Genomic DNA, 14,820 nt, shown 5'->3' with positions numbered 1-14,820 from the left:
CAAGATAGTGCATATGGGCTCAATGTGAAGGCCAAATGAGCTTTTCATCTCTGATTGCCCCACAAGGGCAAGGCGCACCGTGCCCTGAAGAACGCCTGAAGGAGGCGATCGGATGCTACAGCGAGGCTCTGAAGCTCAAGCCCGCCTATGCGGAGGCGCATTACAACCTCGGCTGTGCGCTGAGCGAGGGCGAGGAACTCGAGTCGGCGAGCGCGTGCTACCGCAGGGCGCTGCATCTGAGGCCGCACTATCCCGAGGCCCATAACAACCTGGGCGCCGCGCTCCGGCAGCTGGGTCGGCCCGGCGAGGCGATCGCGAGCCTGAGGCAGGCGATCGCCCTGCGGCCGGGGTACGCCGAAGCCCACAACATGCTCGGCCTGGCGTTAAGAGACCTTGGCTTCCTCGATGAAGCCCTGGCAAGCTACAGGCAGGCAGTCCACCTGAACCCGGCCTTCGCCGAAGCCCACAACAATCTCGGCATCCTGCTCAGGGCAGACGGACAGATCGAGGCGGCTGCCGACAGCTACAGGCGGGCCTTGGATCTGAAGCCCGAGTTTGCAGAAGCTGCCGCAAACCTCGGAAATACGCTGAAGGAAATGGGGCAGATGGATGCTGCCCTGTCCTGCTACCGGCAGGAATTGCAGGCTGCGGCGCTCAATCTCCACGGCATCGGCGCCTGGGTCGAGGAATGCGTGAACCTGCTGTCCATCGAGTGCCAGCCGGCCATCTTCCGCTCGGAAGAGGAACTCTCGCGCATGCGCAACCGGATCGAGCAGGTTCTGGCGGGGTTGGCGCAACGTTTGGAAGATACGGACCCGCAGAAAATGGGTGAGCGGGCAGTGATGCGGCGCGCGGCGACCAAGATCACCGGCTTCTACATCGCCTACCACCAGCAGAACGACCGGCCTTTGATGGAGCGCCTGTCGACTGTCCTGACGCAGCTCCTCGGCATCTTGAACACGCCCCCGGCGCACAGACCCGGAGGCCGGCACCGGATCCGGCTTGGTATCGCTTCGCACTTCCTGAGAAACCACAACGCTGCGAACTGGGCCTATGGCTGGTTGAGCCACTTGCCCAAGGCCGATTACGAGTTCTTCACCTATTGCTTCCAGTCGGAAAGTGATGATCTTTCGCGCCGGTTTGCGGCTCTGGGGACGCATCGCACTCTGCGCTTCGACCCGATGGCATTCGAGACGGTCGTGAACGTCATGCGGGCGGACGATCTGGACTTCCTCATGCTGCCGGACGTCGGAATGACCAGTGTCAGCCGCATCCTGTCACTGCATCGCATTGCCCGGACGCAATTCACTGCATGGGGACATCCGGTGACTACCGGTTCGACCCAAATGGATTTCTTCCTCTCCAGCGACCTGATGGAGCCAGAGGGCGCGCAGGCGCACTACAGCGAGAGGCTCTTGCGACTGCCGAACTTGGCGCTGTATCTGGATCCATGCCAGCAGGGACTGGCTGAACCCGCGCCGCGACTTCGGGAAGACCGGATCCTCTACGGCTGCCTGCAGTCGCTCTTCAAGTATCTTCCGCGCTACGACGACTTGTTCCCGCGTATCGCATTGGAAGTTCCGAAGGCGCTGTTTGTGTTTCTCGAGGGCAAGCCATCCTATATGACGGCCGTCCTGCGCGAGCGTCTACAGGGCGCATTCCGGCGCTTCGGGCTCGACGCCGACAGATTTGTCCTGTTTCTGCCACGGCGCAGCTCTGAAGACTTCAACCGGCTGATGCGGTCGATGGATGTCGTCGTAGACAGCCTGGGCTGGAGCGGCGGCAACACCAGTCTCGCGGCCGTCCGGGACGCCCTCCCCCTCGCTACAATGCCGGGCGACTTCATGAGGGGCAGGCACACATCGGCCATCCTCCAAAGGATGCAAGCAGACGAATTTGTGGCTGCATCTATCGATGAGTACATCAATAAGTTGATCGCTTTGGGGAATGACACGGACTATCGCCGCTACTGCTCCACCACGCTGCGCGACCGCGGGCAAGCGCTCTATGAAGACAACATCTTCATCACGGCTCTGGACGATTTCTTGAGGCATGACCCCTGTTGATCACGCCCTTGGACTCGCCCATCTTATGTGACCGCAGTCTGGTGGACGGATGGCGAGATGTCTGTAAGACACCAACTGCCGTTGCAGCCGCGCGTCGGGTGTCCTTCTGCTCCGCTCGGTATCAGACCCGCTTCAAGCTGTCCTTCATGGGCGAACCGTCCGCTTCCGGGCGGTGCCCTGCGAGCCTCGGCATGCTCCGTCCCAGCCCACTCGGGCGGAAGCCATCCCCTCCCTGAGAAACAGGAGTCTCGGCTAGCGAGACTCCTGCCCCTCGGGCCGCCGCTCGGGGGAACGAGCTCAGGGCGTCAGGCGGCCTGAACCTCGATCTTGCGTTCCTTCTCCCGGGCATCGGCTGTCTTTGGCAGGGTGATCGTCAGCACGCCGTTCTGGTAGCGCGCGGCGACGGCCTCGGTGGCCACTCCGGCCGGCAGGCGGAAGGTCCGCTGCATCATGCCGGTCTCGCGCTCACGGAGAGGGGAGCAGGTGGACCTGCCCCGGAGTATCTCACCCCTTCGTTTCTCCCTTGGTCCGCCTGAGACCGAGCCGGATCTGCTTCTCGATCTCGACGATGGCCAGAAAGATCGCGCCGACGGCAACGACAAGCAGCCCGTCCGCCAGCGGAACCGCCTCAGTCCCGAGAATGCGCTGCAGGAACGGCACATAGGTGACGGCGAATTGCGCCAGGGTGATGGCGATCACCACGATCCAGACCACTTTCGTCCCCCGCACGGCGGCCCAGGTCAGCGAGGTGCCGTGAATGTTGCGGATGAAGAAGAGATGGCAGATCTCCAGCACCACCAGCGTGTTCAACGCGATGGTCTGGGCGAGCGGAAGCGCATAGCCCTTGTCCAGCGCATAGGTGAACATGCCGAAGACCGCAGCGAGGAACAGGACGGCCACCAGCACCACATGCCACACCAGCTCGCCTGAGAGGATCGGCGCCTCGCGCGGGCGGGGCGGGCGGGCCATGGTGCCCCTCTCGGTCGGCTCGAACGCAAGGGCAAGGCCCAGGGTGATGCCGGTGATCAGGTTGATCCAGAGGATCTGCACCGCGGACATGGGCAGAGCCATGCCCGCCACCAACGCGGTAATCACCACCAGCGCCTCGCCCGCATTCGTGGGAAGGGTCCAGCTGATGACCTTCTTGAGGTTGTCGTAGACGGTGCGCCCTTCGCGCACCGCTGCCGCGAGGGTGGCGAAGTTGTCGTCGGCCAGCACCAGATCGGCGGCCTCCTTCGCCGCCTCGGATCCCTTGAGGCCCATGGCGATGCCGGCGTCGGCGCGCTTCAGGGCAGGCGCGTCGTTCACCCCGTCGCCGGTCATGGCGACCGACAGGCCGTTTGCCTGCAGCGCGGTGACGAGGCGCAGCTTGTCCTCGGGGCTGGTGCGGGCGAAGACGTCGACGCCCTGCACCTCCAGCGCCAGTTGCGCCTCGTCCAGCCGGTCGAGGTCGGCCCCGGTCAGCACACGATGCGGGTTCTCCAGCCCGATCTGCGCGGCGATGGCTGCGGCAGTGCCCGCGTGGTCGCCCGTGATCATCTTGACCCGGATGCCGGCGGCGCGGCATTCGGCCACGGCGGCCACGGCCTCGGGGCGCGGAGGGTCGATCAGCCCGACGAGACCGAGGAAGGAGAGCCCGCCTTCCAGCACGGCCGCGTCAATGTGGGCGCTGTCCTCGGGCTTCTCCGCCAGCGCCAGCACACGGAGGCCACGCCGCGCCATCGCCTCGGCGCGGTCGTGCCAGTGGGCATGGTCTGCATCGCGGCACATGCTCAGGACGCGTTCGGGCGCGCCCTTCACATGGATCATCCGGCCCCCGGAGCCTTCCGTCAGCACCGCCATGAAGCGATGGCGGCTGTCGAAGGGAATGGCATCCAGCCGGGTCGCGGCAGGGCCACTGGCGGCCTTTCCCGCGAAGGCCAGCAGCGCCCCCTCCATCGGGTCGCCCTCGGCCGACCAGACGCCGCTCCGGTCGTGCAGGGCCGCGTCGTTGCACAGCGCGGCCGCGCGGGCCAGCCGCGTCAGGTCGCCCGGAGGGGTGATCTCGCCGCTGGGGGCATAGCCCTCGCCGGCGATGCGGAAGGCGCCCTGGGGCGTTTCCGCGGCGACCACCACCATCTCGTTGCGCGTCAGCGTGCCGGTCTTGTCGGTGCAGATGACCGAGACCGAGCCGATGGATTCGATCGCCGGCAGGCGGCGCACGATGGCGTTGCGCCGTGCCATGGCCTGAACGCCGATCGCCAGCGTGATCGTCATCACCGCCGGCATGCCCTCGGGGATGGCGGCCACGGCGATGGCGACGACGGTCATGAACAGATCGACGAACACCATGTGGCCGACGAAATAGCCCCAGAGCAGGAGAAGGGCCGCGACGAGCAGGATCAGGAAAGACAGCCAGCGCGCGAAATGGTCCATCTGCGCGACGAGCGGCGTGGTCAGCTGCTCCACCCCCGCCAGGAGGCCGCCGATCCGCCCGATCTCGGTTGCGGCGCCGGTGGCGGTGACGACGCCGCGGGCCGCGCCCTGCGTTACCAACGTGCCCGACCAGAGCATCGAGCGCCGATCACCGAGCGGGGCATCGGCCGCGACGGGGTAGGTCGCCTTCTCGACCGGGACGGACTCGCCCGTCAGGATCGCCTCCTGCGCCGCGAGGCCGCGCGCCTCGATCAGGCGCAGGTCGGCCGGGGCCTTGTCGCCGGCCTCCAGCAGGACAATGTCGCCGGGCACGAGATGAGCGCCGTCGATCGAGACGCGCCGTCCGTTGCGCAGGACGGCGGCGTGGGGGGCCAGCATCCCGCGGATCGCTGCCATGGCGGATTCCGCCTTGCCCTCCTGGATGAAGCCGATGACCGCATTGGCCAGAACGACCGCCAGGATCACGCCGGTGTCGACCCAGTGCTGCAGCGCAGCCGTCACGACCGAGGCCACGAGCAGCACATGGATCAGCACATTGTTGAACTGGGCGAGGAAGCGTCGGACCGGGCCGCGCGTGCGCGCCTCGGGCAGGCGGTTCGGACCGTGGCGCGCCAGTCGGGCGGCGGCTTCGGCGTCGGTGAGGCCACTGGGGCAAACGTCGAGGGCTTCAAGGCAGGCTTCGGCGGGGCGGCTGTGCGGGTCCGTAAGGAGCATCGGCCGGTTCATCGCGCGGTGTAGCCGCCGTCCACAACCAGATCGGCCCCGGTCACGAACTTCGCCTCGTCCGAGGCGAGATAGACCACGGCCCAGGTGATATCGTCGGCCTCGCCCATGACGGCGCTTCCGGTCACGATGACGGTCTTTCCATGCAAGCGGTCCATGATCGTACTCCTTGACGGTTAAAGTAGGGCCGCCCGGTCAGGCGTCCGGATGACCTTCTCTGGCTATTTTGAGGATGCTGGCGCATTCGGTGGCAAGCCTCTTCCGGTCGAGTGTCACCGGAAGAAGACCCGCTGTACCCTCTGGCGCGGCCAGCGGAGAGCCGACATCGAGCATCAGGCGTATGCCGCCCGGATGTTCGACCTCGATGCAGGAGCCACCGCTCTCGGACGCGCCGCGGTGAGCCGTCAACGCCAAACCCCATGCTGGCGCTTGCCTCTGTTTCGCCTGGACCCGGTCCCCAGGAGCAGGCACGCTGCTCCTCAGGACGACTGAACCCAGTTCTCCAGTCTCAGGCCGTCGACGCGTTCGAATTCCCGCGTATTGTTGCTCACGAGGACCAGGCCCTTAGATCGCGCGTGTCCCGCGATCATCACGTCGAACGGCCCGATGGGCGTCCCTGCCTGCGCCAACTGCGCCCGGATCTCCCCGGCATGCTGGGCAGCCGCCAGATCGAGATCCAGAATGTCGAGGCGCGCGAGGAGTCCCTCGACCGCCGCCACGTTGCGCTCGACGGCCTGCGATTTCTGCGCACCGTATATCAGTTCCATCGCGGTTGCGGCCGAGATGCACATGGTCCCGTGATGGGCCTCGAACTTTGCCCTGACCTCGCCGGGCCGGTTCCTGATCGTGTAGATCAGGATGTTCGTGTCGAGCATGTAGCGCAGCATCAGAGATCGTCGCGCTCATCGGCGTCCGGTTGCTTCCGGCGCTCCATGAAGTCTTCACTCGAAGAGACCTCATCGAACCATTGGGCCCAGCTGTCCTGGCTCGGCACGATGAGCCAGGCTCTGCCCAGCCGGACGATGTCGACGCTCCGCGTGCCTTCCGGCAAGGCAACTGATTTTGGCAGGCGGATGGCCTGTGTCCGGTTGTTCATGAAGACCGATCCCCGATCCACCTCTGCACCTCCATCCGACCGCGCCAAGATATATACATGTAGTATATACCGCTCACTACGGGCTTTGCCAGGGCAAGATCAGCACCTCGGCCGTCAGGGCCTTCTTCCCTGCCCGGGAGACCGGCTGGTCTGCCTGTGCAATGACTTCGGCAAGGCGATCGCGACTGGCAGCATGGCGGGGCGTTCATGGCTCGGAAGCCGCCGAAGCCGTCCCCGGCTGCCGAACCGTCAGGCCGGGGCTGCCCTGCCAGCACCGGATGGACGAGAGCCGGCGCGCTCTCGTCCTGTGGGGTGGTTCGGCGGCCGGGCCCCCGGATTCCTCGCCGGGATCGGGGCGCGCCGTCGAGCCCCTGTCCTCCTGCCTCGTCAGGTGAGGGGATGGCCCGGCTCAGGAGTCGCAATTTGCGAGTTGACCTGCGCCGGGAAGGGCGCTTCGCGAGGACGGCTTCTGTGCGGCTGCTTTTCTTGCGCGGCGGGGGCCGCGGGCGGGCAGGACGTCTTCGGCGACCCTGCAGCCGACAGTCATGAGGGCCTCCCGGATCTCTCGAACCTCCGCCCGGCAGGGTCGCTTCCGGCCGGCCATGATGACCACGTCACGGCCTGCAAGAGGCGTGAAATGTTTTCCGGCCCCGTCGCTCCGGAGACTTCCGGTCGTGGCGATGCGGTCCGGGAAGGCGCGTTCCGCCGCCGCAAGGCTCGTTTCGTCGAGGCAGAAGACGACCGGCTGGCCGGGGGCCGCGAGAAGCCGGTCGAGGGCGTAGAGCCTCTCCCGGGCCGGGGGCGTACGATACCAGGCGAGCTTGCCGTCCTCGAGCCGATGGCAGGTCCAGTAGAACAGCAGCGTGATGTTCAGGAAGCTGCGGTAGGCGGCCACGAAGAAGCGAATGTTGTTCCCTTCGCGGTAGGACCAGAGATCTGTCGGAAACCCGTATTCGTGCAGATGGAAGAGCGTCCGGGGGGCCCGGCGCGGAACCTTGTCCAGCTGCACCGATCCGGGCGGCGGGGAGCCCGCATCTTCGCTCACGAGACGCAGATCGGCATGGCTCAGCTTGTCGGAATGCTGGCAGAGGGCGGCACCCAGGTCATTGCACGCCAGCAGATGCGACAGGGGGGCTGCGGACAGGGCGGCCGTGGAGGAGTGGTGCGCCGTTGCGGGAGGGAGCGCCCGGTCCGGCCGCTGCCAAAGGCGGTCGAGGTCCTGCAGCCGGGCCTCCAGATGCATGGCAGGGTGCGCAGGCAAGGTCGCGGGAGTGGCGTTCGGCCGCCTCCGCCCGGAAGAACCGTAATGGGTGGACATGTCTGTTCCTTGAAGAGAGATTGTGCCGCGGGGGGCGCAACAGGGGGTTGATCGCAGGCACGATGGCCGTGCTGGTTTGCGTCGCGAGCCGCCTGCGCTCGGGGAAGGGCGTTTTCGGCGGCTCGCGAGCTCTTCTGTCAGGCCGCGGCCTGGGTCGGAGCGGGCGTCCTCGCGCTGATCCGGAGGTTGCGCAGCTTCGCCTGAAGGGCAGCTTCGATCTGCGAGGGGTCGATGAGGATATCCATCCGTTCCGGGCCGCCCGGGTAGATCCGCTGCAGGGTGACGTCGGTGAGATACCAGCCGGCCGCGAGACGCTGGAGGGCGATGCTCGTGCCCTCGAGGCTGTAGCCGTAGGACTTGCCCGGTCCGGCGAGGTTTGCCCGGGCTGTGGCGCCTGCGCGGCAGGTCTTCTGGAGGCCGAATTCCTCGAGCTTCCGCTCGGCCGTCTGGGCGGCCCAGATCACGTCACTGACCTGATGGATGCAGCGGGTCTTCTTGCCGGCCACGGCCGAAATGGCCTTCTCGATGGCTGCTGCGTTGGACTGTTCGATCTTGATCCGCAAGGCACTTCCTCGGTTAACGGACATTTATGAGCATTTTAAGTGGCCGTCCGGGCGCCGGTCAATCGCCGCTTCCCTGTCGAGAGAGTGTTCCTGTGGAAAACTCCGACGTGAAATCAGTGGTTTGATCGAAAATCGATGGTTTCAGCGGCTCTCGGCGGGCGACGGGGCGCAGGTCGTGGTACTGGCGGATCAATCATATATGTCCGATGAAGCCGCGGATTGACGCGGCATGTTTCACGACATACTGGAGACATGCCTGGCGGCGGGCTGGCAGAGGACGAAAGAGGATGATGGACGAGGAGGGGGCGGCGCTGCCTGTCTGGTCGCGGCGCCTGCAGCAACTGACGGAGCGGAGCGGCCTGTCCCAGGCGGAACTGGCGCGCCGGGCGGGCATGAGCCGGGACACCTACAACCGGTACTGTCGCGGCCTCACGCGCCCACCGCGCAAAAAAGTGCTGGCTCTGGCCGAACTGTTCGGCGTTGAGACATGGGAGATAGACCCGCTGGAGGCGGGGATCGCGGCGCTCCGACGGGAGTCCGAGCGGTCCCTGGAGGCCCTCGGGGAGCAACCGATCCCCTCCACGCCGCCCTACACCCTGTCCCCGCCCTCCTCCGGTGATCCCCGGATGATGCATCTGCGCGTCGATGTGGACGTGCGGATCGAGACGGCGCTGCGCATCGCGGAGCTTCTCAACAGGGAAGGCTCCTCCTGAGGGCAGGACCGGGTGCCCGCGGCGCGAAAGCCTGGTGCGCGGGCGGCTCTCGGAGCTACAACAGGAGGTTAGAGACTGCCAGCACCGGATGTCGGACCGCCGGTTCTCAGCCATCCTGTCGGGCATGCCGAACAGGCTCTGCCGGGTCAGACGCCGTCTGCGGCCCGCGATGGGGTGCGGGGCGGTCCTGTCGGGCGCTTTGCCGGTTTGTCCGGTTCCGCTTCCTCCTTCTTCCTCCCTCTTCTGTTGTCGTTCCCTTGCGAAGAGGCAGGATCCAAACCGGTCAAACCGGAAAGCGGCCCGAGCCCGTGCGGCCGTCAGTACCGCTGAAGCGTGCGTCCGTTCTCCCATGTGACGACGAGCGCGCCTTGAACGACCTCGACGGTCACCTCGTAGCTCGATCGTCCGGATGCCGTGGCACTGCGCTCAAGCCTTGAGACAGGGGCGCACATTGCCGCGATTGCGTCAGCCAATTACCAATTCGGCCATGCTCATCCTCCCTTCGGACGAGCATGCTAAAACTGGCCCCGTCGAGGCCTTCAGGAGCGGGAAGGAGTTGTTCATGATGTTGACGAGTGCGCCGGGTGCGGCGGTCCGCCCGTGGTCAAAGCGGCTGCGGTCGCTGGCCTGGACCCTGATCTGCTGCGGCCTGACCGCCTGCGGCGGGGGTGGGAGCGGCGAAAAGAACGTCGAGCCGAAGTTCACCGGCCGCGAGGTGGTGACCGAAGGGATCGAGCATTACGTGACCGACCACAACGGCTATAGCCGCGTCCGCATCGACAATGCCGCGACCCGGGCGGATTACGATGCGCTCGGCCAGTTCGCCGATTCCAACCCGGCCACGCCGGCCGGTTATCGCAACCTCATCGAGCAGGCGGAGAACGCCTACGCCAATTCGGTCTTCGTCGAGGTCATCGCTCAGATCGACAAGGACGCCGAGGGCCACGAGCAGGTCGTGAAGGTGTTGCGGCTCACCGCGGACCAGGCCCCCTTCGACAACGTCGATGGCGCCGGCAACCCGATCGGGAGCGGCAAGTACTACTTCCGCGGCAACGGCGACTTCCGGGTCTATGCCAGAGTCGATGGGGGCGAGGTCCAGACCGGCGTGGGCGATCTCGAAGCCCTGACCATCGACTTCGATACCGGCACCGCAGCCATCCATCTGCGCACCGGCCTCAACGAGACGTCCCGCATCGAGACCGAGATTCTGGCCGAGAACCTGACCTTCGACATCCTTACCGGCACCTTCGGCGGCGCGATCACCCAGACCGCCCGGGTGGGGGGCGAGATCCTGACCGCCCAGGGCCATCTGCGCGGCAGCATCAGCGGCAACGAGGCCAGCCTCACCCGGCAGGAGGAGCAGATGACGACCTCGGGCGTCTTCACTGCCGATGGCGCGCGGCTGAACTCGGATGGGATCTTCTGGGGCAGCCAGCTCAACTACCGATGATGACCCGGACAAGGGGACCGGCCAGGCCGCTCCGGCTGCGCGGGCGGGGACTGCTGGCACTGGCGGTGGCGGCGACGCTTCCGCCGAGCGGCGCGTGCAGCCAGAGCTACGACCTCGGGCGCAGCGGTGATCTCGTCGTTTCCGAGCGTCTGAGGATCCTGGCCCATGGCCGGGCGCTGGCCGACGGGGCCAGCCCGATAGCCCGCACCCTGTCGCTGAAGGCAGACATGATCGCCCAGGGGTTCTACCATGAGAGCGGGATCGGCTGGGTGAGGACGGAGGCATCGCTCAGTCCGACGCTGGGCTGGTCGCCGAACCTCAACGGCGGGCTGGCCCGCTCGCGCATCGCGCTCGGTGGGGGCTGGCTCGAGATCGATCCCGCCTATGTTGCCAGATCCGGCGCCACGGCCGGGCTCCTCTTCGAGAGCGAGGCACGTCTCGCCTGGGGATCCGGGCGGTTTCTCCAGATCGAGGCGGATGGCACCATCTCGCGCGCCCGGCAAAGCGGTGACGAGCGGCGCGACCGGCGGCTTCAGCTATGCGGCCGCAACCACCTGCTGGGCTGGAGCTTTCTCGACCTCTGCCTCACCCAGCGCGAGAGCGATCGCAGCCTCAGTCAGTACGAGCAGCGCGAGGCCACCCTCCAGTTCGCCCGGCTCTTTACCGCTCCGAACAGCTATCATGAGATCCGCCTCGACCTGACCGAGCGCCGACAGCCGGAGTACCGTCAGCCACGGGCGGGGCTTGAGTGGCATTCGGTCTGGTCCGGCCTCGCCACCCGCTTCGGCATAGGCGTCGGACAGGCCGTGGAGGGCCGCACCGTCGAGCGGCTCGATGTCTTTGCCGACCTGCGCTGGCGCATGGCAGGCGCGGTGACCGGGCTCGCTCTCTGGCAGTCCCGAGCCAGCGGCGGACAGGTGTTCGGCATCGCCCAGAGCGATGTGAGCACCGGCGTGGCCCTCTTCCGTCAGATCACGCCGGTGCTCGATGTTTCGGTGCAATATGTGCGCACCCGATCGAGTGTCGACCTTTTCGACAACCAGCAGGTCGGCCTCGATCTCTCCTGGCGTTTCCGTATCCGCTAGGAGCGCTGCAGCCGGCAAATGGGGCGTTTGCCACGGCTCGAGTGCTGGGATGTCCTGGCCAAAGTTGGCATCGCCCGAACGCGCCCTGCGCTCCAGGATCAGTCGCAGCCGAAGGGGCCGCAAACTCCGCTGAACGCCTTCCCGTCGCTGTCGCGGCCGCTGTAGAAGGTCGATTCGCCGATCGACTGCTGCGTCATGTTCCAGTTTCCGCCATCGGCAGAACGCCCTCGATGGTAAGTGGTATTCCCAAGGGTCTGGCTCTCCTGGCTCCAGCGTGAGCCCGTGCGGGTGTTGGAACCCTCGAGATGGGTCGTGTTCCCATAGCGGCTGACCGTGTAGCTGTTGCCGGCATCGTCCCAACAGGACTGGAACGTCTCCGAGCCGACGCAGCCAGCAAAGGCCGCATCGGCAATCAGAAGGAACGCACCCAGCATTGCAATCCGTTGCATCCGCATTTCTCCAAAGAAAATCGCAATCCCGGGAAAGTCCTGATGCGGTCCAAGGCCCCTCGTCCAGCAGGCTCATGGCCGCAGGTCGATCGAACTCTGGCGGCGCAGCCGGTCAGACTACGCGCCTTTGCCAGCGGACCTCCCGGCTCGATCGGCGAGAGCGTGCAAAGGGCAGTCTCGGGATGTTCCTCACCGATCCGGCGAATATCCGGCCGATCCGGAAGTCAGCCATCTGACTTGGGAGCGGAAGACCACCCTGGTGTCAGGAGGCGAGACCGGCCCCATACCGCTCGGCGACCGGTTCCGCTTCCTCCCTCTTTCCTCCCTCTTCTGTTGTCGTTCCCTCGCGAAGAGGCAAGATCCAAACCGTCAAACCGGAGAGCGGCCGGGGCCCCGTGCGACCGGGCGCGGCCGTCAGTTCCGCTGAATCGTCTGTCCGTTCTCCCGGGTGACGACGAGCGTGCCTTGAAGGTCTTCGACGGTCACCTCGTAGCTTGATCGTCCGGAGGCCGTGGCATTGCGCTCAGGCGCATAGGCCTGCCAGTCGATGATCGCGCTGACATCGCAGCGTGAGGCGGCGCAGGAGGCGAAGAGGCTGCCGTCCTCGATGCGGTAGTCGCGGACCGGCCAGCGTTTCGCAACGGCAGTCTTTTCCGCCACGACCTGGGCTCTGGTCTTGCGATTGCCGTAGTAGATCATGTCTTGCGCGAAGTAGCTGGCCAGCGGGGGCAGGGCGATCGCATTGGGCGAGGACCATTCGGCCACGATCCTGGCCACGAAATCTCGCACGCGCTCTTCCAGGGAAGGCGCCGGGGGAGGGTCGAGCGGCTGCGGTTGGGGGGATGGGAGGCCGATCTGCATGCGCATCTCGCGCGCCATGGCTGCGAAGACGGGGCAGTCGGCGTGGCTCATCGCGAAGGCGTCGAGGGCCGCGGCGCTTCGCACGGCCGAGACGAGCGGCCAGTCGAGCCGGGCCGAAGCGCAGGGATCGACGGCGGGGGCGGGCGCGCTCGTCGTCATCGGCGGGGCCGCGGTGCTGGAGGGCATCAGCACGAAGCTTCCGTCCAGCTGGTCGTAGACCGCGGGAAACTGGTCATGCTGAACCGTGAGCGCGAGTTTGCGGACGTCGGAGCGCACGCGTTGCGAGATCTCGCGCACTTCCAGACCGGGCGCAGAGAGGTAGGGCAGGAGGGTGCGGGTGAAGACCGAGTTCGGGGCAGCCTCGTCGTTGGCCAGGCGGTCCAGAGCCGTCTGGCCGGAGCCTGCAGAAAACAGGATGAAGCTTCCCTCAGGCGCATCGACCCGCGCCAGCCCCCGCGCGCCCCCGATCCCGCGCCCGCCGGGCCGGCGGAACGGGTTGTCCCTGCAGGCATCGAGGATGAGCAGGGTCACTCTCGTGCCGCGTATCTGGAGCTCCTGTACCAGGGTGTCGATCTCGAGGGCGCGGCTGGTGAGAAGGAGCTCCTGACCGGAGGTGACGGCGGGCACGTCTGCAGGGAGCAGGTAGTTCTGCCCGGCGATCTCGACGCCATGGCCGGCGAAGAAGAAGACGGCCTCGTCGCCCGGCCGCAGTCTGGCGGCAAAGGCGGTCACCCCCTCCATGAGCTGGAGCTGGTCGGTATCGGTGAGCAGCACGGTTTCGAAGCCGGCCTGCGTCAGGGCTCCTGCCACGGCACCTGCGTCGTTCACTGCTTTCTGCAGGCGGGGCACATGTGCGTAGGCGTCGATCCCCACGACGAGCGCCAGCCGGGCTGCGGCGGCGGGAGCGGCGAGCACGGCCTGAAGGGCGAGGGCTACCAGGAGCAGGCGAAACAGGCGTGTCCCCCCGAGATGCTGGACGATGTTCGCGATCAGGGGCTGCATCACATGTACCCCGCCCTACGGAAGAGGCCTGTCGGGGTCGAACGCGTCCTGGCCTGCGGCGGAGCGGTTGAGCCGGATCTGGAGTTTCCGGATTTCTGAACCGAAATGCGGGTCGGATCTGCGGCGTTCCAGAACCGCGCTGCGGAAGTTCTTCATGAAGGTATCGACCGTGTCGGAGAAGAAGATGGCTGCGGTATGCTCGTCGCAGAGCGTGGCCTCGATGCAGAGTTCGAGCCTGGTGAAGAAATAGACGATCCTTTCGAATTCGTCGGCGGCACCTTCCTGCTGGAGAACGTCCGCCACGAGCAGGGCTGCGAGCTCTTCGGGCGGGCGCGTGCCGTCGAGGGCGGGAGTTCGCTCCGCGAGCGCCAGGGTCAATCTTTGGCCGAGGCTCCGATAGGCGGTGAGAACACCGCTCGTCGTCTCCTCCCACCGGTCGATCAGCCGGATCGTTTCGGCGGCGCGTGCGGCCTTTCCCTGATCGGCATATTCGACCGCGGCAAGAAACAAGGATCCTGCCGCAGCAAGTCCTGCGGCACCTTTGACGAGGCTGCCGGCCAGTCCCATCCATTTCAGGGTCAGGCGGGGGACGAACATCGACGTCTCAGGGACAAAGTCGGGTCAGATCGACCGTTCCGGCGCGCCCGCGCATGCCGGTGATGATCGTGACAAGGCAGGAGGCATAGGGATAATCGAGGACATAGACCCTCTTCTCGTGCCTGATCCCGGAGGCTGCGGCAATCGCACCGGTCAGATCGGGCATGGTGACCAGTCCGCCGCGCTCGAGGCTCGCCCGGCTCTCGAGGCAGCGCGACAGATCGTATCTGTGGGGCGCACCGTCCTGTGACGGCAGTCCCTCCTGCTCGAAGAGCGTCCTGAAGCAGGCCTGCTCCGGCAGGCCCAGGTGGACGATGTCATCGCAGGACAAGCAGCCCGCAAAACTCTGCACGGGCAGGGCGAGCAGGATCCCGGAGAGGGGAAGTATCCAGTGCCTCATTGTTCCGTCCCAACATGAACAGCTGCCGGCCGGACCTGCCTGCCGGTGGTCTCGACCGCGGCTTCGCGCCCAGTGCTAGCAC

Annotated in this window: 14 protein-coding genes and 1 pseudogene; 4 read left to right on the top strand and 11 right to left on the bottom strand. The window is 66.3% G+C overall.

Annotated features, from left to right (window positions below):
• Positions 1-35 precede the first annotated feature (35 nt).
• On the top strand, positions 36-2,066 hold the full coding sequence (locus RSP_RS20515) for an O-linked N-acetylglucosamine transferase, SPINDLY family protein (protein ID WP_017140471.1): 2,031 nt from the start codon (positions 36-38) through the stop codon (positions 2,064-2,066).
• Positions 2,067-2,371: 305 nt separating this feature from the next.
• Here the strand turns inward: RSP_RS20515 and RSP_RS22515 are convergent, their stop codons facing one another.
• The 7 genes and pseudogenes from RSP_RS22515 to RSP_RS20480 all read right to left on the bottom strand — a co-directional run bounded on the left by RSP_RS22515 (position 2,372) and on the right by RSP_RS20480 (position 8,181).
• Entirely contained in the window at positions 2,372-2,662 is a 291-nt protein-coding gene (locus RSP_RS22515) for an Hsp20/alpha crystallin family protein (protein ID WP_227590684.1), read from the bottom strand.
• Entirely contained in the window at positions 2,571-5,195 is a 2,625-nt protein-coding gene (locus tag RSP_RS20505; RefSeq protein WP_017140473.1) for a cation-transporting P-type ATPase, read from the bottom strand. The genes RSP_RS22515 and RSP_RS20505 overlap by 92 nt, the downstream gene beginning before the upstream one ends.
• Positions 5,196-5,203: 8 nt before the next feature.
• A pseudogene (locus tag RSP_RS20500) lies at positions 5,204-5,314 on the bottom strand (SDR family oxidoreductase); the annotation flags it as partial.
• Between the two features lie 369 nt (positions 5,315-5,683).
• A complete protein-coding gene (gene vapC / locus RSP_RS20495) occupies positions 5,684-6,091 on the bottom strand; it encodes a type II toxin-antitoxin system tRNA(fMet)-specific endonuclease VapC (protein ID WP_011331362.1) in 408 nt (135 codons plus the stop codon).
• Positions 6,091-6,321: a type II toxin-antitoxin system VapB family antitoxin gene (vapB, locus tag RSP_RS20490; RefSeq protein WP_011331361.1), complete on the bottom strand. Its 231-nt coding sequence runs from the start codon at positions 6,319-6,321 to the stop codon at positions 6,091-6,093. The genes vapC and vapB overlap by 1 nt, the downstream gene beginning before the upstream one ends.
• Positions 6,322-6,709: 388 nt before the next feature.
• Positions 6,710-7,618: a hypothetical protein gene (locus tag RSP_RS20485; RefSeq protein ID WP_011331360.1), complete on the bottom strand. Its 909-nt coding sequence runs from the start codon at positions 7,616-7,618 to the stop codon at positions 6,710-6,712.
• Positions 7,619-7,755: 137 nt separating this feature from the next.
• Complete coding sequence (locus RSP_RS20480) at positions 7,756-8,181, bottom strand: hypothetical protein (protein ID WP_011331359.1); 426 nt, start codon at positions 8,179-8,181, stop codon at positions 7,756-7,758.
• A 287-nt stretch (positions 8,182-8,468) separates the two neighbouring features.
• Here RSP_RS20480 and RSP_RS20475 point away from each other — a divergent pair, with 287 nt between their 5' ends.
• The 3 genes from RSP_RS20475 (at position 8,469) to RSP_RS20465 (ending at position 11,429) form a co-directional block, all read left to right on the top strand.
• Positions 8,469-8,894, top strand: coding sequence for a helix-turn-helix domain-containing protein (locus tag RSP_RS20475; RefSeq protein ID WP_011331358.1), 426 nt, complete (start codon positions 8,469-8,471; stop codon positions 8,892-8,894).
• Positions 8,895-9,456: 562 nt separating this feature from the next.
• On the top strand, positions 9,457-10,344 hold the full coding sequence (locus tag RSP_RS20470) for a viral aspartic protease (RefSeq protein ID WP_011331357.1): 888 nt from the start codon (positions 9,457-9,459) through the stop codon (positions 10,342-10,344).
• Positions 10,341-11,429, top strand: a complete 1,089-nt coding sequence (locus RSP_RS20465) for a hypothetical protein (protein WP_011331356.1) — start codon at positions 10,341-10,343, stop codon at positions 11,427-11,429. The genes RSP_RS20470 and RSP_RS20465 overlap by 4 nt, the downstream gene beginning before the upstream one ends.
• A 98-nt stretch (positions 11,430-11,527) precedes the next feature.
• Here the strand turns inward: RSP_RS20465 and RSP_RS20460 are convergent, their stop codons facing one another.
• The 4 genes from RSP_RS20460 to RSP_RS20445 form a co-directional block, all read right to left on the bottom strand.
• The gene (locus RSP_RS20460; protein ID WP_011331355.1) at positions 11,528-11,878 is read right to left on the bottom strand and encodes a hypothetical protein; all 351 of its coding nucleotides are present in this window, start codon (positions 11,876-11,878) and stop codon (positions 11,528-11,530) included.
• Between the two features lie 414 nt (positions 11,879-12,292).
• The gene (locus RSP_RS20455; RefSeq protein WP_011331354.1) at positions 12,293-13,741 is read right to left on the bottom strand and encodes a caspase family protein; all 1,449 of its coding nucleotides are present in this window, start codon (positions 13,739-13,741) and stop codon (positions 12,293-12,295) included.
• A 15-nt stretch (positions 13,742-13,756) separates the two neighbouring features.
• Complete coding sequence (locus tag RSP_RS20450) at positions 13,757-14,338, bottom strand: hypothetical protein (RefSeq protein WP_011331353.1); 582 nt, start codon at positions 14,336-14,338, stop codon at positions 13,757-13,759.
• A gap of 7 nt (positions 14,339-14,345) precedes the next feature.
• Positions 14,346-14,738 carry a hypothetical protein gene (locus RSP_RS20445; protein WP_011331352.1) on the bottom strand — a complete coding sequence of 131 codons (393 nt, stop codon included), beginning with the start codon at positions 14,736-14,738 and terminating at the stop codon, positions 14,346-14,348.
• Positions 14,739-14,820 lie beyond the last annotated feature (82 nt).

Origin of the sequence: Cereibacter sphaeroides 2.4.1, assembly GCF_000012905.2 — a bacterium.
Taxonomy (GTDB): domain Bacteria; phylum Pseudomonadota; class Alphaproteobacteria; order Rhodobacterales; family Rhodobacteraceae; genus Cereibacter_A; species Cereibacter_A sphaeroides.
This window is presented reverse-complemented; position numbering and strand designations above follow the sequence as displayed.